19 protein-coding genes are annotated in these 22,302 nt (G+C 50.6%); 11 read left to right on the forward strand and 8 right to left on the reverse strand.

Annotation, left to right across the window (positions count from 1 at the left end; all coding sequences use genetic code 11):
• The first annotated feature begins 117 nt into the window (after positions 1–117).
• The 3 genes from CSR04_RS19225 to CSR04_RS19235 are packed head-to-tail and all read left to right on the forward strand — an operon-like array spanning position 118 to position 5,116.
• Positions 118–2,832 (forward strand): TonB-dependent receptor, encoded by a 2,715-nt coding sequence (locus CSR04_RS19225; protein WP_102797955.1) that lies wholly within the window; start codon positions 118–120, stop codon positions 2,830–2,832.
• A 42-nt stretch (positions 2,833–2,874) separates the two neighbouring features.
• Positions 2,875–3,735: an N-formylglutamate amidohydrolase gene (locus tag CSR04_RS19230; protein ID WP_102797956.1), complete on the forward strand. Its 861-nt coding sequence runs from the start codon at positions 2,875–2,877 to the stop codon at positions 3,733–3,735.
• A complete protein-coding gene (locus CSR04_RS19235) occupies positions 3,728–5,116 on the forward strand; it encodes a YfcC family protein (protein WP_102797957.1) in 1,389 nt (462 codons plus the stop codon). Before CSR04_RS19230 ends, CSR04_RS19235 begins: the two co-directional genes overlap by 8 nt.
• A 476-nt stretch (positions 5,117–5,592) precedes the next feature.
• Here CSR04_RS19235 and CSR04_RS19240 read toward each other — a convergent pair whose 3' ends face one another.
• A complete protein-coding gene (locus CSR04_RS19240) occupies positions 5,593–6,378 on the reverse strand; it encodes an alpha/beta fold hydrolase (protein ID WP_172449431.1) in 786 nt (261 codons plus the stop codon).
• A gap of 293 nt (positions 6,379–6,671) precedes the next feature.
• On the opposite strand from CSR04_RS19240, the gene CSR04_RS19245 reads away from it, so the two are divergent.
• The gene (locus CSR04_RS19245) at positions 6,672–6,959 is read left to right on the forward strand and encodes a hypothetical protein (RefSeq protein WP_102797959.1); all 288 of its coding nucleotides are present in this window, start codon (positions 6,672–6,674) and stop codon (positions 6,957–6,959) included.
• Here the strand turns inward: CSR04_RS19245 and CSR04_RS19250 are convergent.
• Positions 6,956–9,070 (reverse strand): sensor histidine kinase, encoded by a 2,115-nt coding sequence (locus CSR04_RS19250; RefSeq protein ID WP_102797960.1) that lies wholly within the window; start codon positions 9,068–9,070, stop codon positions 6,956–6,958. The two genes, CSR04_RS19245 and CSR04_RS19250, sit on opposite strands and share 4 nt — an antisense overlap.
• Positions 9,071–9,306: 236 nt before the next feature.
• On the opposite strand from CSR04_RS19250, the gene CSR04_RS19255 reads away from it, so the two are divergent.
• The gene (locus tag CSR04_RS19255; protein WP_102797961.1) at positions 9,307–9,573 is read left to right on the forward strand and encodes a hypothetical protein; all 267 of its coding nucleotides are present in this window, start codon (positions 9,307–9,309) and stop codon (positions 9,571–9,573) included.
• A 93-nt stretch (positions 9,574–9,666) separates the two neighbouring features.
• On the opposite strand, the gene CSR04_RS19260 is transcribed toward CSR04_RS19255, so the two are convergent.
• Complete coding sequence (locus CSR04_RS19260; RefSeq protein ID WP_102797962.1) at positions 9,667–10,452, reverse strand: DUF748 domain-containing protein; 786 nt, start codon at positions 10,450–10,452, stop codon at positions 9,667–9,669.
• 100 nt (positions 10,453–10,552) lie between these two features.
• Positions 10,553–11,482, reverse strand: coding sequence for a 1-aminocyclopropane-1-carboxylate deaminase/D-cysteine desulfhydrase (locus CSR04_RS19265; protein ID WP_245921758.1), 930 nt, complete (start codon positions 11,480–11,482; stop codon positions 10,553–10,555).
• 30 nt (positions 11,483–11,512) lie between these two features.
• Here CSR04_RS19265 and CSR04_RS19270 point away from each other — a divergent pair, with 30 nt between their 5' ends.
• The gene (locus CSR04_RS19270; RefSeq protein WP_102797963.1) at positions 11,513–11,917 is read left to right on the forward strand and encodes an MAPEG family protein; all 405 of its coding nucleotides are present in this window, start codon (positions 11,513–11,515) and stop codon (positions 11,915–11,917) included.
• On the opposite strand, the gene CSR04_RS19275 is transcribed toward CSR04_RS19270, so the two are convergent.
• The 3 genes from CSR04_RS19275 to aceK all read right to left on the reverse strand — a co-directional run bounded on the left by CSR04_RS19275 (position 11,914) and on the right by aceK (position 15,828).
• Positions 11,914–13,053: a DUF4785 domain-containing protein gene (locus CSR04_RS19275; RefSeq protein ID WP_172449432.1), complete on the reverse strand. Its 1,140-nt coding sequence runs from the start codon at positions 13,051–13,053 to the stop codon at positions 11,914–11,916. The genes CSR04_RS19270 and CSR04_RS19275 overlap by 4 nt on opposite strands.
• A 10-nt stretch (positions 13,054–13,063) precedes the next feature.
• Positions 13,064–13,915 carry an alpha/beta hydrolase family protein gene (locus CSR04_RS19280; protein ID WP_102797965.1) on the reverse strand — a complete coding sequence of 284 codons (852 nt, stop codon included), beginning with the start codon at positions 13,913–13,915 and terminating at the stop codon, positions 13,064–13,066.
• A 185-nt stretch (positions 13,916–14,100) separates the two neighbouring features.
• The gene (aceK, locus tag CSR04_RS19285; protein ID WP_102797966.1) at positions 14,101–15,828 is read right to left on the reverse strand and encodes a bifunctional isocitrate dehydrogenase kinase/phosphatase; all 1,728 of its coding nucleotides are present in this window, start codon (positions 15,826–15,828) and stop codon (positions 14,101–14,103) included.
• An 81-nt stretch (positions 15,829–15,909) separates the two neighbouring features.
• On the opposite strand from aceK, the gene CSR04_RS19290 reads away from it, so the two are divergent.
• From CSR04_RS19290 to ung, 5 genes are all read left to right on the forward strand, one after another.
• Positions 15,910–16,302, forward strand: coding sequence for a response regulator (locus CSR04_RS19290; RefSeq protein ID WP_102797967.1), 393 nt, complete (start codon positions 15,910–15,912; stop codon positions 16,300–16,302).
• Positions 16,303–16,555: 253 nt separating this feature from the next.
• Positions 16,556–19,015 (forward strand): bifunctional aspartate kinase/homoserine dehydrogenase I, encoded by a 2,460-nt coding sequence (gene thrA, locus CSR04_RS19295; protein WP_102797968.1) that lies wholly within the window; start codon positions 16,556–16,558, stop codon positions 19,013–19,015.
• Entirely contained in the window at positions 19,015–19,971 is a 957-nt protein-coding gene (thrB, locus tag CSR04_RS19300; RefSeq protein ID WP_102797969.1) for a homoserine kinase, read from the forward strand. The genes thrA and thrB overlap by 1 nt, the downstream gene beginning before the upstream one ends.
• Positions 19,972–19,973: 2 nt before the next feature.
• Positions 19,974–21,254, forward strand: a complete 1,281-nt coding sequence (thrC, locus tag CSR04_RS19305; RefSeq protein WP_102797970.1) for a threonine synthase — start codon at positions 19,974–19,976, stop codon at positions 21,252–21,254.
• The gene (gene ung, locus CSR04_RS19310) at positions 21,251–21,910 is read left to right on the forward strand and encodes a uracil-DNA glycosylase (protein WP_102797971.1); all 660 of its coding nucleotides are present in this window, start codon (positions 21,251–21,253) and stop codon (positions 21,908–21,910) included. Before thrC ends, ung begins: the two co-directional genes overlap by 4 nt.
• An 88-nt stretch (positions 21,911–21,998) precedes the next feature.
• Here the strand turns inward: ung and CSR04_RS19315 are convergent, their stop codons facing one another.
• Complete coding sequence (locus CSR04_RS19315) at positions 21,999–22,175, reverse strand: DUF3545 family protein (RefSeq protein WP_102797972.1); 177 nt, start codon at positions 22,173–22,175, stop codon at positions 21,999–22,001.
• Positions 22,176–22,302 lie beyond the last annotated feature (127 nt).

Here is a 22,302-nt window from a genome sequence, read left to right on the forward strand (position 1 = left end):
TAACAAAATGTAATGAAATGATTAGTTATTTCCATAATATTGCATGACTTTGGCGGGTTAATAAACTGTTAATCAAAAGGCACTTGTAGATGCCTATCAACAGCCGGAGACCAGTTTATGCGTATCTTTCGTCCTTCCATATTGACCCTGGCCGTGAGTGCGGCCTTTTCACCCCTGACCTGGGCACAACAAACTTCGGTGGCCGACACACCAGCCGATACCGAGATTATCGCGGTAACGGGCTCAAGAATTAAGCGCCAGGGAGATACCCCCAGTCCGGTGCAGGAGTTGGATCTGGAAGCTTTAAACCAGACCGGGGCGGTGTCATTGGGCGAGGTATTGCAGGAATTACCTTCGGTCGGAGCCAGTTTAAACAGCAATGGTTCAGCGGGCACCAGCCACGGTAGCAGCAGTATGAATCTGCGTAATCTGGGTGAAAACCGCTCGCTTGTATTGGTTAACGGTCATCGCTGGGTAAATGGTGCCGGCACACGCGGCTTTCGCGATTTTGTTGACCTCAATACTATTCCTCAGGCCATCGTTAAAAGAGTGGAAGTGTTGCAGGATGGTGCGACTGCCATCTACGGCGCCGATGCAATTGCCGGGGTGGTGAACATCTATACCCATAACGATTTTGTCGGTACCAGTGCCAAAGCCTATTATGGCCAGAGCAGTGAAGGAGACAGAGAGACGCTGAATCTGGATGTGCTGTTTGGTAAAGATATTGGCGACAGTAATCTGATGGTGGCTGCCAGCTATTCAGACCAGAAGCCCATTTATACTCAGGACCGTGAACTGACGGCAATCCCGTTGAACGGCTTGTCGGAAGGCACGCCAGAAGGTTTGTTCAGAGAAAGCAGTCTGGCTTCGGTTCTGGACTTCAGCATTCCGACCGCCGGCATTACCCGCAACCCCGACAGCAATGGTAACAATCTCGGCAGTTGGCGTGCCGCCACGGCTGACGATCAGTTTAATCGCTACTACAACAATTATGTGGTGGGGCCCAGTCAGCGCATGTCTTTATATGCCCAGGCCCTGGTGCCCTTTGATGCGGTTAATTTGCGCGTCGAGGCACTGTACAACAGTCGTGAGTCGGATCAGCAGTTTTCCTCGGCTTTATCCTCGGTGCGGGGCGGTAGTCGGGGTTTTGTGATTGCCAATGATGCGCAGGTAAACCCCTTTGGTGTGGAATTCAGCGGCAGTGACTTTCGCCATACATCCTTTATGCAGGAAAATGGTTACCGGATCAATGCACAGCAGGTGGAAACCACCCGACTGGGTGTTGGCCTGGATGGTGAACTGAATATCGGCCATGGCTGGAGCTGGGATGGTTTCCTATCCTGGGCCAAAAATGAAGGGACCTTTAAGTCCAATAATCAGGTGCATCTGGATAAACTGGCCCTGGGGTTACGGGCTTGTGACAGCAGCGGCATTAGCGCCGATGTGTCGGATCTGGCGGCCGGTTGTGTGCCGGTTAATCTGTTTGACACCCTTAGCGCTGAGATGGTGGATTATATTAATTTCACCGGCAAAGATAAAAACCAGGCCAGTCAGGTGGACTTTACCCTGAACATCACCGGCAGCCTGTTTGAATTGCCAGCCGGTGACCTGGCCATGGCAGCGGGTATTGAGTACCGGCGAGAGCGTGGCCTGGATGTGCCTGACGATATTATTAATTCCGCCCCCAGGGTGAACACTTACCAGACCACCAGTTCCGCGCCCCGCACCGGCACAGACGGCGAATACGACCTGAAAGAAGCCTATATAGAGCTGAGTATTCCGCTGTTGGATGAGGCACCGCTGGCCCACCGGCTGGAGATGAGTCTGGCTAGCCGTTACTCAGATTACAGTACCTTTGGCAGCACCACGAACAGCAAGGTGGGATTACTTTATTCGCCGCTGCAAGGTTTGTCATTGCGCGCTACCTGGGCAGAAGGCTTCCGTGCTCCTTCTATTCTGGAATTATATGAAGGCCAGCGGCAAAGCTTTGCGCCGGTGCTCGACCCTTGTTCGGCGAATAAATCTCTGCCTGGATGTACAGGGGTGCCTTCCGATTACAGTCAGGGAGAAAGCAATGTGCAGTTAACCACTGGTGGCAACGGCCTGCTGCAACCGGAAACCTCGGAAAACCTATCGTTTGGTTTGGTACTGATCCCTACCTTTATGGATGACTTCAGCCTGACCCTGGATTGGTACGATATTGAAATTGATAACACCATCAGTACTTTTGGCGCACAAAATCTGTTGGACTTGTGTGCCAGCCAGGCGCGTAACTGCGAGGTCATCAGCCGTGCCGCCAGTGGCGAGATAGACAATATCCTGGATGGCCCGGTGAATCTCAACAGCACTAAAACCGCGGGTATGGATATGCTGATGCGCTATGGCCTGGCCACCGACAGCGGCGACGTTGATTTCAGCCTGAATATGTCGCGGCTGCGCGAGTTTGAAACCAGTACCACCTTGTCAGATGGTACTGTGCAGGTGGAAGACAAAGTGGGCAACGCCTATTTACGTGAAGCCTTTCCTAAATGGCGTGGCAGTTTCTCTGCTAAATGGCAACAGGGCCCCTGGGCACTGAATTACAACCTGCGCCATATTGGCGACAGCACCGAGACCTTCCAGGATGAACAGCGTCATATTGGTACGGTGGTCTACCACAATGTGTCGGTCAGCTACGATATTGACGAGGCTATGCGGGTGAAGTTTGGCATTAATAATCTGGCTGACAAGCAACCGCCCATTTCCCTGAGTAACCCCAATATCAATTTCGATCAGAACACCTATAACCCGGTAGGACGCTTTTTCTACCTGCAGTTAAGCTACGATATGTAAACCACTGGCCCCGTACGGGGCCAAAGACGACGCGGATGATTTATGACCAATGTCTATACTTTGGCTGAACCTGATTGTATTGAAGCCCTGCCATTGGTGTTGGATTCACCTCACAGCGGTAGCCTGTTTCCAGATGACTTTCGCTGTCTGGCCAGTGAAGCGCAACTTAAAAGCGGCTGGGATGCCTATGTGGATGACTTATGGGCGCCGGTGCTGGCCGTAGGAGGAAGCCTGCTCAGTGCTCATTATTCCCGCATGTATATTGATTTAAACCGGGCGCCTGATGATGTTGATCCTGCCATGTTGAAACGCCCCTGGGCGGGATGTAATCCCAGCAAATACAGTGAGCGGGGAATGGGCCTGATTCGCCGTTATGCCCTGCCCGATGTGCCGATGTACGATGCGCCACTGAATATCGAAGACATTGTCAGGCGCATTGAGCAATTCCACCGGCCTTACCACCAGGCGTTGCAAACCAAATTGGACACCCTGCAGCAACAGTTCTCTGCGGTCTGGCATGTGGATTGTCATTCAATGAAATCCACCGGTAACCGCATGAATATTGACAGTGGCGCAGCCCGCCCGGATGTGGTGCTGGGGGATAACGATGGTCTGTGCAGTGATCCTGGTTTTGTGCAGATAGTGGAAGATGCCTTTGTGAGTCTGGGTTATAAAGTCGTGCGCAATCAGCCCTACAAAGGTGGGTATCTGGTTACCCATTATGGCAATCCGGCTAAGCGCCGTTTCAGTATGCAGATAGAGCTGAATCGCGCCCTGTATATGGATGAACAGGCCTTTGTGCCAAATCGCAAATTCGATGATTTTCGTCGTGATCTGGGCCGGGTCGCCGGGGCAATGGCTGATTATATTGTCGACAACCTTGGGGGGCAGGATAATGTCTGAAAACCCATCTGAGCGTAAAACCCTTAATCCCCTGATTATTCTGCTGGGCATTTTGTTGCTGGCTGGTGCCATGACCTACTTTATTGAGTCGGGGCGCTATGCGCGGGATGGTCGTCTGGTGGTGCCTGGCTCCTATCAGGTGCTGGACAAAGATACCAGTCTGGCCAACTTGCTGCGTTCCGATATACCTGAGGCAGACAGGGCCTATCCGGTCAGCATCACCGAGCTGTTGATGAGTATTCCCGAAGGCCTGGAACGCGGTGGTGGGCTGATTTTTATGGTACTGATTATCGGTGGTATGTTTGGCATTCTGACTCGCGCCGGAGCCGTGGACGCAGGCCTGGAGCGATTGCTGAGCCTGGTCAAAGGTAATATTTATGTGCTGGTGATTACGCTGATGCTGGTGTTTTCCGCTGGCAGCACCTTCTTGGGGCTGGCATCGGAATATTTATTGGTTATTCCATTGATGGTGGCGATGGCCACACGTTTGGGCATGGCCCCCATTATCGGCTTTGCCATTGTCACTATTTCGGTCAAGGTGGGGTATTTGTCATCGGTGTCTAATCCGCTGCCGTTGACCATTGCCCAGCCTCTGGTCGGTTTGCAGATTTTCAGTGGTGCTGGTTTTCGCCTGGCCTGTTACCTGGTGTTTTTGCTGATTGGCATTGGCTTTATGCTATGGGTGATCCGCCGCCAGGCAAAAGCCGAGCAAGTTGTGCTGGAACTTAATCATGCCAGGTTGTCCTGGCGTCACAGTCTGATGCTGATGGTGCTTGTTAGCAGCATTGGCTTTCTGGTCTATGCCTCGAATCAATGGCATTGGAAGCATGAAGCCTTATCCGCCTACTATATTGGTGTCAGTTTACTGTTGGCTGCGCTTAGCGGACTGGGGGCCAATGGCGCGGCGGATGCTTTTGTCGGCGGGATGAAAAAAGTGTTGCTGGCCAGCTTTCTGATTGGCGTGGCATCGGCTGTGGCCGTGACATTGGAAAAAGGTCAGATCCTGGATTCAGTGGTGCATTCTCTGGTGCGTTTGATTGGCGAAGGTAGCCCGACACTGGCGGCCAGCGGCATGTTCTTTGCCCAGTTGCTGCTGGATTTTCTGATCCCTTCCACCTCAGGGCAGGCAGCTGTGAGTATGCCGATTATGGGGCCTATCGGGCAATTATCCGGGGTGTCGGCACAAACCACCGTACTGGCGTTTTTATTTGGTAACGGTATCACCAATATGCTGACGCCCACTTCGGGCACCCTACTGGCTTATCTGGCTACCGCCAATGTGGGCTGGGCGCAATGGGCCAGATTTGTTTTACCGCTGTGGGCCATTTTTATTGTTACTGCGTTGGTGTTGTTGGCGGTGGCTGTGCAGGTTGGGTTTTGATTCGCCGGCAGTTGGCTGAAAAGCTCTGCTTCAGAGCAATGTTAGGCTCTGGTTTGTATTGTATGAGTTTTTGTCGGAATAAATTCCGACCTACTAACAGTACTGAGCGGCGAGGTTGGTGTGCCGCTCAGGTCTTTTTACTAGAGCGTGTTGACCTTTTGTGTATGATTTTGCAGCAGTTTGTGGGCCCTTTATACAAGGCAGAGTGAACGTGGTGTAGTTATTCTACATGAGTGAAGGATAACGCCGTAGGAAGGGCCCACAAGCGCTGCCCGAAGGGTTCAACCCAGCCCCTCCTGCCCGGTATGACAGGCTCCTGCCTGTCACCGCAAGCGGCCAGCTAAAGCTGTTCAATGACGTTCCCTACGTCATTGTGTTGCCGGGCTTTGACTTAGGCCCGCTAGGCCAGCAGCCCGGCGTCGTGACCAAAAGGGGCTGGATTTGAACAAAATCTATACTCAAAAGGTCAACACGCTCTAGCGTCCCAGGGCAGTCAGGATAGTTTGGCTGAGCTGTTGCGGCATACTGAGCATGGGTAAATGGCCGCTTGGTAAGGTAAATTGTTGGTCCGGCTGAATGGATGCGGCGATTTTTTTCTGGCTGGCAAAAGAGATAATCTTGTCCTGCTCGGCAAAGATATAGCTGGTGCGGATGTTTTGCAGCTGCGCCGCTGGCAGATTCACCTGACCATCGCCGGTGGCGGCGGGTTCATCTACAGCCTGGGAAATCACCTGGGCATAATGGGCAGAGTCTGCGGTAAAGGTTTCGGCAAAGGCTTGCGGGTTGGTGATCTTCATCCAGCCGTCCTGATAGGTAATGCCGCGAAAATAGTGCTGCTCGTCTGCTTCATTTAGCAAGGCAAACGGCTTAGCACCATCAATGGGGGCGACCGCCGAGATATACACAATGTCGGATACCTCAACGGCAGGGCACAAGTTCAGCGCCTGATGCGCTATGGCTCCGCCCTGACTGTGCACCACCAGGGCAATAGGGCCAGAAATCGCGGTCAGGCTTTGGCAAAGGGCGGTAGCTGAGCTATCCAGTGTGGCACCGGCAGGAGCCGGGTCACTGCCTCTTCCCGGCAGTTCAACCGCCTGGCTGTGTATTCCGGCTTTCTGCAGTTCATTTTGCAGTGGTTGCCAGGCTGCGGCGTTAAAATGGGCGCCGTGTACTAACACTAAGGTAGGCGCAGGTGCTGAAGGGGGTTGTGCAGCGCAGCCCAATAATGTGACAGGCAGCAGGGCCAGGATGTGTTTTCTCATGTTATGTCCTTGATATGAGAGGGTTGTTGGCGCGGATTCTATCTGCTGCGATGCGATAAAAATCATTTTTAACAAATGGTTACAGAAATAAGTTGGCCCTGAGCCAGGCCCCCGCCATGTGCATTGTATGGTTAACAGGCCAGGTGAACGAACACTGGTCTGGCATGACGTGCCTTTCCCCAGCAAAACCCTTGGCAAGGAATAGCAAAAAGTCAGACAATGATGCAGGGATATTTAATCCGTTTTAATGGACAAAAAGATAGCGCTACGAGTGTTTCAGTAAAGGAGGACAAATGCCGGGTAAATTCGAGTTGATCGCTGCGTTTCTGTTGCTGGCAGTGGGCCTGTTGATATTAGTGTATTTCCCCGATTTTTCGGCGACAGCTTGGTTTTTAGTGTCTTTCTCTATTGTTTTTTTCGTATTTCCAGGGCCCCAACTCAGGTTGAAGTGGCACAGTAACGAAGTGAACTTAGCGTGGCGAGAAAAGGTAAAAAAAGCCAGTGCCAACGGAACGGATTGGTGGACATCACCTTTCCCCTGGATATTTTTGACTATTGTGTTTCTTGCTTTCTTTGTTTAAGCCAACCGGCCAGGTTCAGGCGTTTTGGGGATGATGATGATAAATTTTGTACCCACGCCCAGTTGTGATTGGCATTCAATACGGCCGTTTAGTTGCTGCACAACAATATTGTAAACCACATGCAAACCCAAACCGTTACTGAGCTGCTCAAGCTTGGTGGTAAAGAAGGGATCAAACACCCGCTCTCTGATTTCCTCTGACATACCTTTACCATTATCAGCGACCAGCATTTGAATATGATCGCTTTGCTCGCTGATATTGATTTCAATTTTGCCTGGCTTCTCAACCGAAAAGGCATGGGTCAGAGCATTGTCTATCAGGTTCGCGAGGATCTGCGTCAGGGCGCCAGGGTGCGAATACAGATTAAGATCTGGCGGGCAGTTCAATGTGATCTGGTGAGCTGTCTGTTCAAACTTACTGCGCATGGACAGCAGGATCTTATTGATATAATCGCCGACATTGAACAGGCGTTGATTTTCATTGGACTGATCCACTGCCACCAGTTTAAAGCTGGAGATTAAATTAGAAGCCCGATCCAGATTGAGTTGCAGCAGCTCAGTGCTCTCAACAATCTTATCCATAGCCTGCTCAAAGGCCCGTTTGCCTATTTGTCCGTTCATGGCTTTTTCAAAGGTCGCCCTAACTTCCACTGACAGAAATGAAGCCGCGGTGACACAAACACCCAGTGGTGTATTGATATGGTGCGCCACACCAGCCACCAGCCTGCCCAGGGCTGCGTGTTTTTCATTTTCAATCAGTTGTTGCTGGGTGCGCTTAAGCCGTTCCAAGGATTCGGTTAACTTGAGGTTTTTCTGTTGTACCTCTGCAGTTCTGGTTTCGACCTTCTGTTCCAGTTCGGCATTCAACTGCACGATTTTCTGCTTTGACGCGATCAGCCGTAGGTTGGTTTCTTCCACCTGTTGTACGTGTTCCTGTACTTGCAGGTAGATATCATTCATGGCCTTCACGATAGGGGAAAACTCATTGTGGCTGCGATATTCAATTTGCTTCAATCTCACCTTGTTTTCATTGCCACAGTAAGTGACGGATTCCCGTATGGTTTTAAGCACGGCATCAAAAGGCCTGAACAGCCAATGCAATACCAGAAACATCAACAGAATAAAGGCCAGCCCCGCCAAGGTGCCATACAGCAAAATCATGCGCGAAATACTGTTGATATCCCGTCTAAGGTCTGTGCCAGGCACCAGCGAGCCAAACAAAAAGCCATCTTCGGTATAGAAGTAATACAGCTCGTAACTGGTATTGCCGAGTTGCAGGTCACTGATTTGCTTAATCAGGCTTGTTTGCCGGTCTTGTAAAACGGTATTCAGTTCAGGCAGCAAGTGGGCTTGAGTCATGACCTTAGCCGGCTCCCTGGGATAACTGAGTAACAGGCCTGAATCCCGGTGAACGAAAAAAGGAAAGGCATTGGGTGTCACTTTTACCGCATCTAAGAAATGGGTGAGTTCGTCCAAAGACCAATCCACGGTAGACATGCCAATAGGGCGACGCTGATCGTCAAACATTACACAATCCACTGTCATCATGGGCGACAAGGAACCGGCGTCGTCCACATAAGGTGATGTCCATAACAGAGGGCGAAAGCGTTGTTGCCTGGCCCCCCAGTGGCTGTTGACGGCAAGACGATACCAATCTTGCTGATGATAATCGTATTCCGCTGTGCTTAATTCCCAGGAAAACGCCACAGCTCCCAGCTTTCGAAACACATAAGGGCCGTAATAGCGCTCATTCTCATCAAATACGAAAGGTTCATACCAGATACCTCCGCCCAGCGCCTGTTCAAAGCTGGTAAAACTATCGGTAAGCAGTTTCTTTGCATATGCGGTGGCGGCTTGAGTAGACAACAGCTGTTGTTGCTTAAGGCGGTATAACTGTTCACCGGCTATAGCTAGTTCTGTGGCCTTTTGCTCCATACGTCGCAGCACATTGTCGACCTTGACGACGCTGGATTGTAAAACCGATTGGATCTGGCTGTTGCGCAAGGTGTCCATTTCGCGCACATAAAGATAATGATTAACCAACTGCAATGTTGAATAAGCGATAATTTCGAACAGCACAATAAAGACCAGAATTCTGGTTTTAATATTCATGTGCCAGTAGCGCTTTTCTCTCAAACCTGAACTGCCTTTCGTACGTTTTGCCTAATCAGCTTGCTATGTATTTATAGCAGTGATGGGAATACGCAATCTATAAACCGATGAATTAATCCTAACTCTATTGTGTGAACATTAAATTTTTCTTAATTTTGCGGGCGCTTATTCCTGCTCCCGCATTGACATTAAGTAATTTTCACCAACACTTATTATTAACTCGCAAGGGAATGCCTATGGAAAAGCAAGCAAGCAAACTTTTAGCTCAGCGTCTGGCATATCATCCCGCACTTTCGTTGGTTGCTCTGCAGGTGGTCGCCGAGGTTGAAAAGGAGTTAGGTCGGCAGGCCAGCATTAGTGACATCAGGGATGTGCTTAAAAATCGCAATAAACTGGTCAAGCTAGCCAGGGAAAGCTGTAATCTGGAATTACAGACCGCACTGTCTGAGTCTTCAGAAAAACTCCAGCAACTATTGCGCACTTGTGCTGAAATGCTGGACTAACCAGAGCTATGCTCAAAGGGTTAACAGGCTCCAATAAAAAAGGATGGCAATTGCCATCCTTAAAACGGAGCAGTGACAGCAAGTTTTGGCTGTTTATTTATTGCCCAAAAGATTTTTAAGCTTTTCCTTGGCTTTCTCTTCCAGCTTTTGCTTTTCTTCTTCGATTTTCTCTTTGGCTTTTTCTTTGGCCTTGTCTTCGAAGATATCTTTTACTTTTTTCTTGGCCTGTTTAATCAGATTGTCCAGCATACTGTTCATAATGGCCCCGCCAACCTGATCGGCTGGCAAACCATTGGGTACGCCAACAGGTTCTGACTGGAAGGTGGGGAGCGTCAATTCATACTGCTTTTTATCCAGTTTCAACTCACCGGTGTCCATCGCCTCAAAGTTGATGCGTAGCTTGGCGTCTTTAATGGTCACCTTTTGTACCGATACTAAGGGGGAAGGACCGGTATTTTGTTGAGGCTGACTTTCGCCACCTTTAGGCAACATGGCTTGCAGGTTGTCTTTCAATACCACCAGATTAGCCTTACCCGATGCGTCCACTTCATACAGCACAGTGGGCGCATCAATCAGTACTTCTTCCACGATATAAGGTTCCTGGGTGGAGGTGCCCAGGTCCAGCTTCACTTCTCCCAGACTAAATGCCTGATCGTTGGAATAGCCGGAGGGGTTTTGCACATTAAAACCGCCAATACTCATACGTGCTTCGGCGAAGGAAAGCTCAACCTTGCTGACCCTCACTTCAGTTTGCAGGGCTTTGCTGCCTTGCGTTTCCATTTGTGAGCGAATTAGTTCGTCTATGCCTGATGCCAGGTAAAACACCACGCCAATAAAGGCCGCCAGCAATACCAGTACAATAACCAGTATCTTTTTCATGTTTAAATCCTTCTTAATGTGAATGCCTGATAAGTGGGCAGGAACGCCGCGCACTTATTTATCCTACTGAATCGCCATCGGAATCGCCAGTTGATAGCGACTATTGTGTGCGGGCGCCCTGCAAGCCACCGGTATGTAACAGTAATATCTGACTGCCCGGCGGGAAGTAGCCCTCAGCCAAACGCTGTTTAAGCGCCCAGGCGGCTTTACCACTGTATACGGGTTCAATGGGGACCTGCGTTTGCTGATAAAAGGTGCGACAAAATGCCAGCAACGCTTGGTTTTGTTTGGCGTAGCCACCAAAGTGAAAGTGATGGTCTATTAGCCAGTTATCAAAGCTGTGTTGCGGTAACAATGCGCTCACTTGTTGTTCCAGGTAGTCCTGACCTTTGAGCACGGCAATCCCTATCAATCTGGTATCCGCTGCGTTGGTCGACGCCGCGGCAATCAACCCGGCCAACGTCCCGCCGCTGCCCACCGGCAAAACGATATGGCTGAAATGTTGCGTCTGCTCGTTCAGAAGTTCGGCTACACCAGCTAATGCCTGAGTCTGACTGCCCCCTTCAGGAATAATCAGGGCTTGGGGATGAGCGGCTTGCCATTTGGCAATAAAATCGGTCTGGCTACGCAACTGATAAGTGGCTTTATCAAGGTAAACAATTTGCGCCTGCCAGTCGGCCAGATCCTTCAGCATGGGAGTAGGGGTGGCGCGATAGTTGCCACGCACCAGAGCCATAAATTGTATGCTCAGCTTATTACAGCAGTAACCTAAGGCGTGCAGATGGTTTGAATAACCGCCGCCAAAGCTGATGATTTCGGTAACCCCCTTTTGCCGGGCTTCCACCAGCGCATATTTAAGCTTGCGCCATTTATTACCTGAGATGACCGGATGTATCAAATCGTCGCGTTTGATATACAGCCTCACCTGTTCAGCGCCTTGCCAGTGAGTGACCAACGGCTGCACCGGGGAGGGAGAATGGACAGACAACTGGCTGGCAATTTCTGCTGCGATTTTGGTGGAATCTGGCACTATACAGTCAATCAACAAAAGGAATGCACAATGTACATGATTCTGCTGTGTTTGTTTATCGCTACGATATTGCCCATTTTGTCCAAAGCGCCGCTGGCTTTTGCCCAGGCCAAAGCGGGGGGCTATGACAATCGTAACCCGCGCGCTCAGCAGGCAGCATTAACCGGCTTTGGTGCCAGAGCCAAAGCCGGTCATGAAAATGCCTTTGAAGCCTTATTAATGTTTATTCCTGGTGCGCTGGCGGTGCTAGTCACTGGTCAAGTTGATACTTATGCTCAATATCTGGCTCAGGGCTTTATTGTTGCCAGAGTGCTGTATCACTTCTTCTACCTGTTTGACTGGCACCTGCCGCGCAGCCTGGTCTGGACAGCAGGTTTTGCTTGCTCGGTACTGCTGCTTCTGCATGCTGTCCAGGGAGCCTCTGCGAACCTTTAATTTAAAGTGGCAGCGTCCAGCTTGGTATCTAACAGGCCAAGCTGGTGTTGGTCAAACAACTTGACCGAGGCCAGTTTAAACGGCGCTGTAACACCCGCTTTATCCAGAATCGCCTGTTCGAAGGGCACAAGGATACTGTCAGCACCGGATGTCAGGGTCTGTGCGGCGTGGCTTTCCATCACAGGTACCAGTTGGCCATCGGCATTGGTGCCGTACAGCATGGCTCTGATTTCAAAACGACTGTCTTGTTCTGCCAGCAATCCTACTTTGGCATATAAAATTTTCTCTTGTAGCAAGAATACATCAGCCAAGGTGGCGGTTTTATTCGTCAGTGCCACCGCCAGTTTTGCATCTCGCGGAATTGTCGCCTGATCTTCCTGCGCCACCGACTGCAACCGAATTTCATACAGTCCCTGTTTGGGACTCAGTACTTTTTGTGGCGCAGAGGCCCGGATATACATATCCCCTGAGCGGGAAATTTTGACGCTGGCAGGAAGCAACTCACCATCCGGTGCAACCAGGGTTGCCTCAGCACGTTGGATCTGCAGTGATTGCCCGAGTTTTTCCAGACTGGCCCGTGCCAGAATACGCTGCTGTGCAAGCAGATTCTGGTTATCCACACTGAGATTCAGGATGTAGGCAGAGCCTTTTTCTTTCACTGTAATGCGGTAGGAAGCGTCTGCAGGCAGAGGCTGTGAGGTGCTGAGAAGTATAGCGCCGGGATGGCTGTCTGCTGTTGTTTGCAACGCCATACTGTTGTCCAGCACACCGGTTTGGGCCAGCAGTTGCTGGGAGACACGTCTGGCAATTTGTGGGTGACCTTGCTGGTTTTTGTAGCGCAGCTGTAACAGCTCTACATCCAGTGGACTTTGCTGCTTGCTGCCGAGTGGGGTGAGCAGAAATAAAGCTTCGGCTTGAGTGGTATGTAGTGTCACTCCCTGGTGCAGGTCATGTCCATTCACCTGAATGCTGTATTCGTTACTTTGTACTTGCTCTGCCACCGGACCCACCTGCAGTTGCGCGTTGGTATCCAAGGCAAAGCTGTAGTGGGCGTAGTCACCTGTGGTCGGCAATGACTGCCCATGGGCTAACAAACTGCATAGCGTCAGGCAAAGAAAATTAAAAATGGCTCTCATCGCTATCTCCTTATATGTCGTTACGCAGAATGACATCCAGATTAAAGCACTTACGTCTGGATTGATGATGACTCAGGGGTTCACGACCACGAGTGCGACTTTTATCGTTAAACCACAAGCTGCCGGCGCCCGATTGTGAACTGCATTCAAGAAAGCCGTCTGAACAACTGTTCAGCCAGTTTTGTGTCACTTCTAAGGCCACCTGATATTGGTAACCACCACAGTAGCTATCACTGTCCCAAATGGCTGAGTCGACATCTGTGCCAACAATATTGACGAAAGGCTTAGGTAAGGCTGGTCTTCCTGCGGTGCCATAAAGGTTGGTGTTATTGTATTGATGCATCCAGCTTAGTTGTTGCTGTTTTACTGCATCTGAATCATATCCGAGGATCCAGCCCAGAATTTGTTCAAAGCTGTTGCCATCAACCACCGCGTCGGCTAACGGCGTGCCCTTACTGGATGGCGCTATTGCGACTACTTTACTTATCTTATTGATAATATTGGGATAGCGGCTGTCCAGGGTGGGGTTGGACATTAACCAGCGCAACATATTGCCACCGTGGGAATGGGTGATGACATAGAGAGATGTAATACCCTGGTTTTGAATAAACTGACTGAGTTGATCGGCCAAACAGCCGGTGGCGGCGCTATCCCACATGTATTTTTCAAAGTTGCAGTTAATCACGATATAGCGGTTACCGTTTCCCGACATCACAGAATTAACAAAACTGCCGGTCCAGTAATCGTTGTAAGCATCACTTTGTTTGCCCGTACCATGTACAAAGGCGACACCCTGATGAGCTTGCACAAATTGAGCTGTGCCAAGCAGGCAGGCAAGCAGCAGGTATTTGCATAGACGCATGTTGATCTCCATTTTTGAGCAGTACGGCAGATAACTGACCAACTGCTGCCATGAAGATCCACCGTCCGGATTGGTATCGTTGTCCTCTGGCCTGAGGGAGGATTCCGTCAGGTCAAAAAAAGCCTAGACGTGGTTTTTGTGGCTGTAAAGTCAGCAAGTGTGAGGATTTTTCGAACATAATTCGTTTAACTTTCTTTACCACCGTATCTGCTTTTAAAACGCTGCTGCTGGGGATAGGGCAATACATCTTTAATCAGGCCACCGGCCATTTCGTGCTGAATGGTTCGCCACCATGCCGGATCCATCAATTCAGGATGCTTTTGTTTCAGAAGCGCTTTCAGGTGACGTTTACCAACGATAAAGTGCTCAAACTGTTCGGGAAACACATCGTCCGGGGCGACAGATAAAGTGTCCAGTGCGTAGGGATCATCTGATTTTGGCAGGGCCCGGAAAATGCGCTGATGCATATAACAGACTTCATCATAATCGTAGAAGATCACCCGGCCATGACGGGTAATACCGAAATTTTTATGTAGCATATCGCCGGGAAAAATATTGGCAGCAGCAATTTGTTTAATGCACTGGCCCAGGTCTTCTATGGCATCGGCGACCTTTTGTGGATCGGTTTCTGTGTCCAGATAGATGTTCAATGGCGTCATCTTGCGCTCGATATACAAGTGCTTGATGATCACCTCTGTGTCGGTGAGCTCGATACTGCTATTGGCCACATCCAGCAGTTCGTCCAGCAACGCCGGACTGACCCTGGTGCGTGGCAGGCGAAAATTCACATATTCGTGGGTGTCAGCCATACGGCCAACCCTGTCGCTCATTTTCACCAACCGATAACAGTCCTTAACATGCTGGCGGGTAATTTTCTTACTTTCGGCAAATTCGTCTTTGATGACCTTAAATACCACCCCATAAGAGGGCAGGTGGAATACCGCCATCACCAGGCCTTTGATACCCGGGGCCGCTTCAAACAAATCGTCGCTGTGCTGAAGGTGTTGTAAAAAGTTGCGATAAAACACCGTCTTGCCGTGCTTGTAATAGCCCAGGGAAATATACAGCTCAAAATGCTTCTTGTTGGGCAATAATTCCTGCAGAAAAGCCACTACCTCTGCCGGGTGCTGGGTATCTACCATAAAATAGGAGCGGGCAAAGCCAAATAAAACACTCAAGTCGCGCCGCTCGGTTAACAAGGTATCTACCACTAACTGCCCTTGTTTGTTATGCATCAGCGCCATCACGAAGGGGATGGGGTTGCCCTCGGTGCACATACGGCCAATCAGATAGGCGGCCTTATTGCGATAAAACACGCTTTGTAATATCTCGACTTTATTAATGCTGGCTAACTGTTCGCGACTGAAACTGTCCCGCAGGTATCGCTCCAGATGCTGCAGATCCCGCTCCAGATTGGCATAGGGAATGCGAAAGCTGTAACGCTCGAGTATTGCTTCCAGCGTATCTCGGATGCGCCCGCGGGCATCGAAGCTGTTGATAACGGACGTTCTTACCTGACCTGGCAAATAGCAACGACTGGGTAACACAAACATCATGTCATCATCAATTTTCTGGTGACGGAATAGTCGCCCAATAACGGAGTTGAAGAAAGTTTCGGCTAATTCGAATTGCCCGTGATGATCAAGTTGTTTAAGGTAGTGCTGCTTAAGTGAGCGCCAGAAGTCCTGGTCCTGCTTATGTGGGTGACAACTCTGGTAAATTTCGGCGACCACTTCAGCCAGACTTTGGTCGTAAATGGCGATGCGCTCGCGGGCCGCAGTCTGTACTGCGCGCCAGTCGGCCTGCTCGAAACGTTCACGGGCGGCACTGGTAATGCGGCTGTACCAGCGAAAGCTTTTTTCAAAGCCTTTGAGGATTTGATACGCAATTTTGCTGGCAGATGGTGATGGCAATAGGTGTTCCTCCGATAAATGGGGCTGCAGCACAAAGTATGCGTTACATCAGGAATTGATAACGAGAATAACGGAACAAAGATGGGTTTTCCTGTATTGATTTGCGATGACTCCATGCTGGCACGAAAGTCGGCACAGCGAGCGTTACCCATTGACTGGGATGCCGAAGTGAGTTTTGCGGCCAATGGCCGTGAAGCCATTGTGGCCCTGCAGCGTCAGCACTACGGATTGTTATTGTTGGATTTAACCATGCCGGAGATGGACGGTGTCGAAGTGCTGGAGCAAATTAAAGCGCTGGGCATTGAGGTCTTTGTAGTGGTAATCTCGGGCGATATACAGCCACAAATGCAGCAAAGAGTAAGAGAGCTGGGGGCATTGGACTTTATTGCCAAACCCGTGGACAGCCAGAGATTGCAGGCTATTTTGCAGGGGTTTGGCTTGTACCGGCCAACAGCACAAAGCGCCCATGCCTAAATACTCAATGATATTGGTATAAGAACCAATCGATATAAGCTACGGGCGCTGCCTGTAGCAATTGGATGGAATTACGTCTTGACATATAGACGTCTATACGGCAAATTGAAACGCATGAAATTTATTCGTCGCACCACTACCACCATGATGATTACCACCACAAGACTGGTGGTCGCTGGCTAGTGCGCAACAGAATATCAACAAGCCCGCGACCCCACCAGGAAGCGGGTTTTTTTTTATCCAGGAGCAGCAAATGAAGGTAATGAAATTCGGGGGATCCTCGCTCGCAGATGCCGAGCGCTATCTGATGGTCAAAGATATCGTGCTGCCAACCCACCAGGACACCGGCGCGGCAGTGGTACTGTCGGCCCCTAAGGGCGTCACCAATGCCTTGTCGTCTCTGGTTGATATGGCAGTGGCCGGACAGGACTACCAGGAACTGTTTGACAAACTGACCACCACCCTGACCGGGATTGTGCGCGAGCTGACCGAACATATCAGCGGTTTCGACGGCACCACCCTGCTTACCTACATTGATGAGCTGCTCAGCGAGTTGCATCAGAACCTGGATGGCATCAAGCTTATTCACTGCAGTCCGGATGCGGTGACGGCCAAGATTCTGAGTCTGGGCGAGTATGTCAGCGTCAACATTTTCAGTAAGCTGATGACTGCGCTGGGCCATACCAACCTGATTATTGATCCGGTGCAGTATGTGTTGGCCGAAGGGGATTATCTGGACAGCATTGCTGATGTGGCAGAAAGTCGCAGCCGTTTTGGTGATATTCCTAAAGACGGTTCGGTGCTATTGATCATGCCGGGTTTTGTGGCGGCCAATGACAAGGGCGAGAAAGTTACCCTGGGACGTAACGGTTCGGATTATTCCGGCGCCATACTGGCGGCTTGTATTGATGCCGAGTGTTGTGAAATCTGGACCGATGTGGACGGGGTGTACAATGCCGATCCTAACCAGGTGGAAGGGGCGGTACTGCTGGATAAGCTGACCTATCAGGAGGCCATGGAGCTATCCTACTTCGGTGCTAAGGTTTTACACCCTAAAACCATCGGCCCGATTGCGCAGCATCATATTCCCTGTCTGATCCGTAATACCCTCAATCCTGTGGCCCCAGGTACCCTGATCAGCAATGAGCCCAGCACGGTCTGGACCAGCGTCAAAGGTATTTCGCACCTGTCGGATGTGACCATGTTTAATGTGGCAGGTCCTGGCATGAAGGGTATGGTGGGGATGGCCAGCCGGGTCTTTGAGGTCATCTCTAATGCCAATATTTCCATCAGTTTGATCACCCAGTCGTCCAGTGAATACAGCATCAGTTTCTGTATTCACAGTAAGGACGCTGCCCGCGCGCTGGCGCTACTCGAAGATGCGTTTCGCCTGGAGCTGGAAAATCAGTTGCTGGAGCCCATTGAGATGCGCCAGGAACTGGGCATTGTCACCCTGGTTGGTGATGGTATGCGCCGGGTTAAAGGCCTGGCGGCCAAGTTCTTCAGTTCCCTGGCACAAGCCAGGGTCAATATTGTTGCTATTGCGCAGGGCTCCTCAGAACGTTCTATTTCTGCCGTGATTGAAAGCCGCAAAGCCAAGGAGGCCGTGAAGGTCGTGCATCAGAATTTTTTCTCTAATCTCCATACCATTGACGCCTTTTTGATTGGCTGCGGCACAGTGGGTGGAGAGTTGCTAAGCCAAATCGCCCGCCAGCAGCGCCAATTGCTGGAGCGTAATATCAGTTTAAAAGTGTACGGTATTGCCAATAGTCGCACACTGTTGCTGCAGCCAGGTGGCATTGACCTTGAAAATGGCTGGCGCGACAGCCTGGGGCAAAGTCAGCAGGCATTCTCTTTGTCGGCGTTAGAAGCCTTTGTACAAGACAACAGTCTGGTGAATCCGGTGGTTATCGACTGTACCACCAGTGACGATGTGGCCGATTTGTACCTGGAAATGCTGCAGGCTGGTTTCCATGTGGTCACACCGAATAAAAAGGCCAACACCAAAGACATGGCGTTTTATCATTTGCTGCGCGACACGGCGCAGAAAACCAGACGCCAGTTTTTGTATGAAACCACTGTCGGGGCAGGGCTGCCGGTGATTGATAACCTGCAGAAACTGATTTATGCCGGTGACGAACTGACCCGCTTTGAAGGGATTTTATCTGGTTCCTTGTCTTTTATTTTTGGTAAGCTCGAGGAAGGGCTGAGTCTGTCTGACGCTACCCGCATTGCCAGAGATAAAGGCTATACCGAACCTGATCCGCGCGACGACCTCAGTGGCATGGATGTGGCGCGTAAACTGCTGATTATGGCCCGAGAATCCGGTTTGCAACTGGAGTTGGCGGATATTGAGATTGAGTCCATTTTACCGGCCGATTTTGATGCTTCAGGCACGGTAAGTGAATTTCTGGATAAGCTGGCGGGATTAGATGATTTATACCGGCAACTGCAGGCCAGTGCCGAGGCCAAGGGCCAGGTACTGCGTTATGTGGGCACTATCGAGAAAGGCCAGTGCAAAGTAGGTATTCAGGCCGTGGATGCTAAACATCCCCTTTATGTGGTTAAAGACGGCGAAAATGCCCTGGCTATCCATAGTCATTATTATCAGCCGATTCCCTTTGTGATTCGTGGTTATGGTGCGGGCGCGGCTGTAACTGCCGCTGGCGTGTTTGCCGATGTACTGCGCACTATGCCGTGGAAGCAAGAATAATGAGTGGTGAGATGGTACGGGCCTATGCGCCCGCTTCGACTGGCAATGTCAGTCTGGGCTTTGATCTTTTGGGGGCAGCCTTAAAACCCATTGATGGCAGTTTGTTGGGGGATGAAGTTGAAGTGTTTGCCAGCGAGCACTTCGATATCCAGGTCAAAGGACGCTTTGCCCACAAGCTGCCCAGCGATCCCAAAGACAATATTTTGTATCACTGCCATCAGCACTTTATCGCTAAGTTGACCGAGCGGCAAAAGGAGCTTGTACCCTGTGCTATGGTGCTGTATAAAAATCTGCCCATCGGCAGTGGTCTGGGCTCAAGCGCCAGTTCTGTGGTAGCCGCCCTGCACGCTCTGAACAGCTTTTACCATGAGCCGTTTAATCGTGATGAGATGCTGTTGATGATGGGTGAGCTGGAAGGCCAGATTAGCGGCAGCGTGCATTATGATAATGTCGCGCCCTGCTATTTGGGTGGACTGGTGCTGATGGCTGAACAGTCAGAGCGAATTGCCGTCCAACTACCGGTATTTGAAGAATGGTACTGGGTGGTATGCTACTCGGGTATCAAAGTGTCGACCTCGGAAGCTCGTAAGATCCTGCCTCAGCAGGTCAGCCTGAAAAATACCCTGACCTTTGGCAGGCAACTGGGCGTATTTGTGCACGCCTTGCATTGTGGCGACCGGAAGCTGGCGGCCAGCGTCATGCACGATGTGATTGCCGAGCCCTATCGTAAAGCGCTATTGCCGGGGTTCGATGCGGCCAGACAGTTTGCCAACGATAATCAGGCGCTGGCATTTGGCATCTCTGGTTCAGGTCCAACGGTATTCGCCGTTTGTGATAATCTGGACGCCGCCCAGCGAATCAATCAGTGGCTGAGTCAACACTATATCCAGAATGCCGATGGATTCAGTCATATTTGTCAATTGGATCCGCAAGGATCAACAGCAACAAGGGTATAAGTTTGGAATTGTTCAACTTAAAGGAAACCACTGAAAGGGTGAGTTTCAGTCAGGCAGTAAAACAAGGGCTGGGCAAGAACCAGGGATTGTTTTTTCCTGCCGAGCTACCCACCTTTGATGATATTGATGCACTGCTGGCGATGCCGCTGGCTGAGCGCAGCAGCGAAATTCTGCATCGTCTGATTGGCGATGAGATTCCTAAGGCCCGTCTGGCCGAGCTGGTCACCAATGCCTTTAACTTTCCGGCTCCGCTGGCCGAGGTGGAAGACAATGTCTATTGTCTGGAGTTGTTTCATGGCCCCACTCTGGCCTTTAAAGACTTCGGTGGCCGTTTTATGGCCCAGTGCCTGTCCGAGCTGGCCAAGGGCGAAAAGATTACCATACTGACTGCCACATCCGGCGATACCGGAGCGGCGGTGGCTCATGCTTTCTATGGCCTGGATGATATCCAGGTGGTGATCCTCTATCCCAAGGGCAAAATCAGCCTGCTACAGGAAAAACTCTTCACCACTTTGGGCGGCAATATTCACACCATCGCCATTGAAGGAGATTTTGACCAGTGTCAGCAACTGGTTAAAACCACCTTTGATGACGAACAGGCCAGAACCGGCTTACATCTGAATTCTGCCAACTCCATCAATATCAGTCGCTTGCTGGCGCAGATTTGCTACTACTTTGAGGCGGTGGCACAACTGCAAAATCGCGAAAACCTGGTGGTGTCGGTACCATCAGGTAATTTCGGCAACCTGACGGCCGGCATGTTTGCCAAGGTGCTGGGATTACCGATCCAGGGCTTTGTGGCATCTACTAATCTGAATGACACCGTGCCGCGTTATTTGCGCAGTGGTCAATGGCAACCAAAGCCCACTGTGGCAACCTTGTCTAATGCCATGGATGTCAGCCAGCCCAATAACTGGCCGCGTATCGAAGCCTTATTTGAGCAGGGTTATCTGGATAGGGCAATATTGCAATCCGATGCCATTGATGAGGAATACACTCAGGTAGCCATGCGCCAGTTGGCGCAGTTGGGCTATGTGAGCGAACCGCACGCGGCGGTAGCATACAAAGCCTTGAAACGTCATCTTGAGCCGGGGCAAACCGGTATTTTCCTGGGCACCGCTCACCCTGCCAAATTCCGTGATACGGTGGAAAATGTGTTGGGGCAGCCTATCAGTTTGCCGCAGGAACTGGCTGAATGTGCTGGTAAGGAAGGACTGTCGCTGACCCTGGCCAACGATTATCAACAACTTAAAGCCACGCTGTTTGAATTGGTGGGTAAGTGACAAGTTGGCAGGAAGTACTGGGTCAGGAAAAGCAGCAGGACTACTTCAAGCAGATCCTGGCCTTTGTAAAAGCTGAGCGGCAGGCGGGCAAAACCATTTATCCGCCGCAGGCTGATGTATTTAATGCCTTTAAGCTTACCCCCTTTGACCAGGTCAAGGTGGTGATTCTGGGTCAGGATCCTTATCACGGTCCTGGCCAGGCTCATGGCTTGTGTTTCTCGGTTCAGCCGGGTATTGCGCCGCCGCCATCATTGCTAAATATGTTTAAGGAACTGGAGCAGGATATATCCGGCTTTCAGCGTCCTGAACACGGATTTTTGCAGAGCTGGGCTGAGCAAGGTGTACTGCTATTAAACACTGTGCTGACAGTGCAGCAGAGCCAAGCGCATTCTCATGCCAAAATTGGTTGGGAACGTTTTACCGATATGGTCATCGCACAGTTGAATCAGCACCGGGACGGGCTGATCTTCCTGTTATGGGGCAGTCATGCACAAAAAAAGGGCGCCATTATCGACAGACAGCGTCACCATGTGCTGATGGCACCGCACCCCAGTCCCTTATCTGCGCATCGTGGTTTTTTCGGCTGTGGGCATTTTTCCCAGGCCAACCTGTTGTTGCAGCAGCAAGGACAAAGCCCCATTAACTGGCAAGTATAACGCGGACAATGTGATTGCCCCACGCCAAACCTGCCAGTGTCAATGGCCCGTATAAAAGCAAAAAGCCCTGCATGGCAGGGCTTCACTTTTAGATCTCGGATTCGTTCAGTTCTTCATCCAGATACAGGTCCAATTCAGCCAGTTCCCGGCGTAACCGATACTGATCCTGAATGGCTTCGATCTCTCTCCACTTGCGTTTCTTGCTTTTGTTCTTGGCGGGACGGGACTCTAAGTCGAGCATAGACATCAAATCAGACTGATCCACTGGAGATCTCCTTTTTTAGTTACCGCGAGATAGGGTATATCACAACCTCTGATAAACTAGAACACCTTTCGTTACTTTTTATTAACATATTTTGAAATTTTTATGACACTGCGCAGCTCCTTGAATA

This window comes from Bowmanella denitrificans (assembly GCF_002887595.1).
GTDB classification, from domain to species: Bacteria; Pseudomonadota; Gammaproteobacteria; order Enterobacterales; family Alteromonadaceae; genus Bowmanella; species Bowmanella denitrificans.

What these genes read in the sequence shown, in the direction of transcription:
- CSR04_RS19225 (WP_102797955.1), top strand. Translation starts at nt 118, where the DNA reads ATGCGTATCTTTCGTCCTTCCATATTGACCCTGGCCGTGAGTGCGGCC.
- CSR04_RS19230 (WP_102797956.1), top strand. Translation starts at nt 2,875, where the DNA reads ATGACCAATGTCTATACTTTGGCTGAACCTGATTGTATTGAAGCCCTG.
- CSR04_RS19235 (WP_102797957.1), top strand. Translation starts at nt 3,728, where the DNA reads ATGTCTGAAAACCCATCTGAGCGTAAAACCCTTAATCCCCTGATTATT.
- CSR04_RS19240 (WP_172449431.1), bottom strand. Translation starts at nt 6,378, where the DNA reads ATGAGAAAACACATCCTGGCCCTGCTGCCTGTCACATTATTGGGCTGC.
- CSR04_RS19245 (WP_102797959.1), top strand. Translation starts at nt 6,672, where the DNA reads ATGCCGGGTAAATTCGAGTTGATCGCTGCGTTTCTGTTGCTGGCAGTG.
- CSR04_RS19250 (WP_102797960.1), bottom strand. Translation starts at nt 9,070, where the DNA reads ATGAATATTAAAACCAGAATTCTGGTCTTTATTGTGCTGTTCGAAATT.
- CSR04_RS19255 (WP_102797961.1), top strand. Translation starts at nt 9,307, where the DNA reads ATGGAAAAGCAAGCAAGCAAACTTTTAGCTCAGCGTCTGGCATATCAT.
- CSR04_RS19260 (WP_102797962.1), bottom strand. Translation starts at nt 10,452, where the DNA reads ATGAAAAAGATACTGGTTATTGTACTGGTATTGCTGGCGGCCTTTATT.
- CSR04_RS19270 (WP_102797963.1), top strand. Translation starts at nt 11,513, where the DNA reads ATGTACATGATTCTGCTGTGTTTGTTTATCGCTACGATATTGCCCATT.
- CSR04_RS19275 (WP_172449432.1), bottom strand. Translation starts at nt 13,053, where the DNA reads ATGAGAGCCATTTTTAATTTTCTTTGCCTGACGCTATGCAGTTTGTTA.
- CSR04_RS19280 (WP_102797965.1), bottom strand. Translation starts at nt 13,915, where the DNA reads ATGCGTCTATGCAAATACCTGCTGCTTGCCTGCCTGCTTGGCACAGCT.
- CSR04_RS19290 (WP_102797967.1), top strand. Translation starts at nt 15,910, where the DNA reads ATGGGTTTTCCTGTATTGATTTGCGATGACTCCATGCTGGCACGAAAG.
- thrA (WP_102797968.1), top strand. Translation starts at nt 16,556, where the DNA reads ATGAAGGTAATGAAATTCGGGGGATCCTCGCTCGCAGATGCCGAGCGC.
- thrB (WP_102797969.1), top strand. Translation starts at nt 19,015, where the DNA reads ATGAGTGGTGAGATGGTACGGGCCTATGCGCCCGCTTCGACTGGCAAT.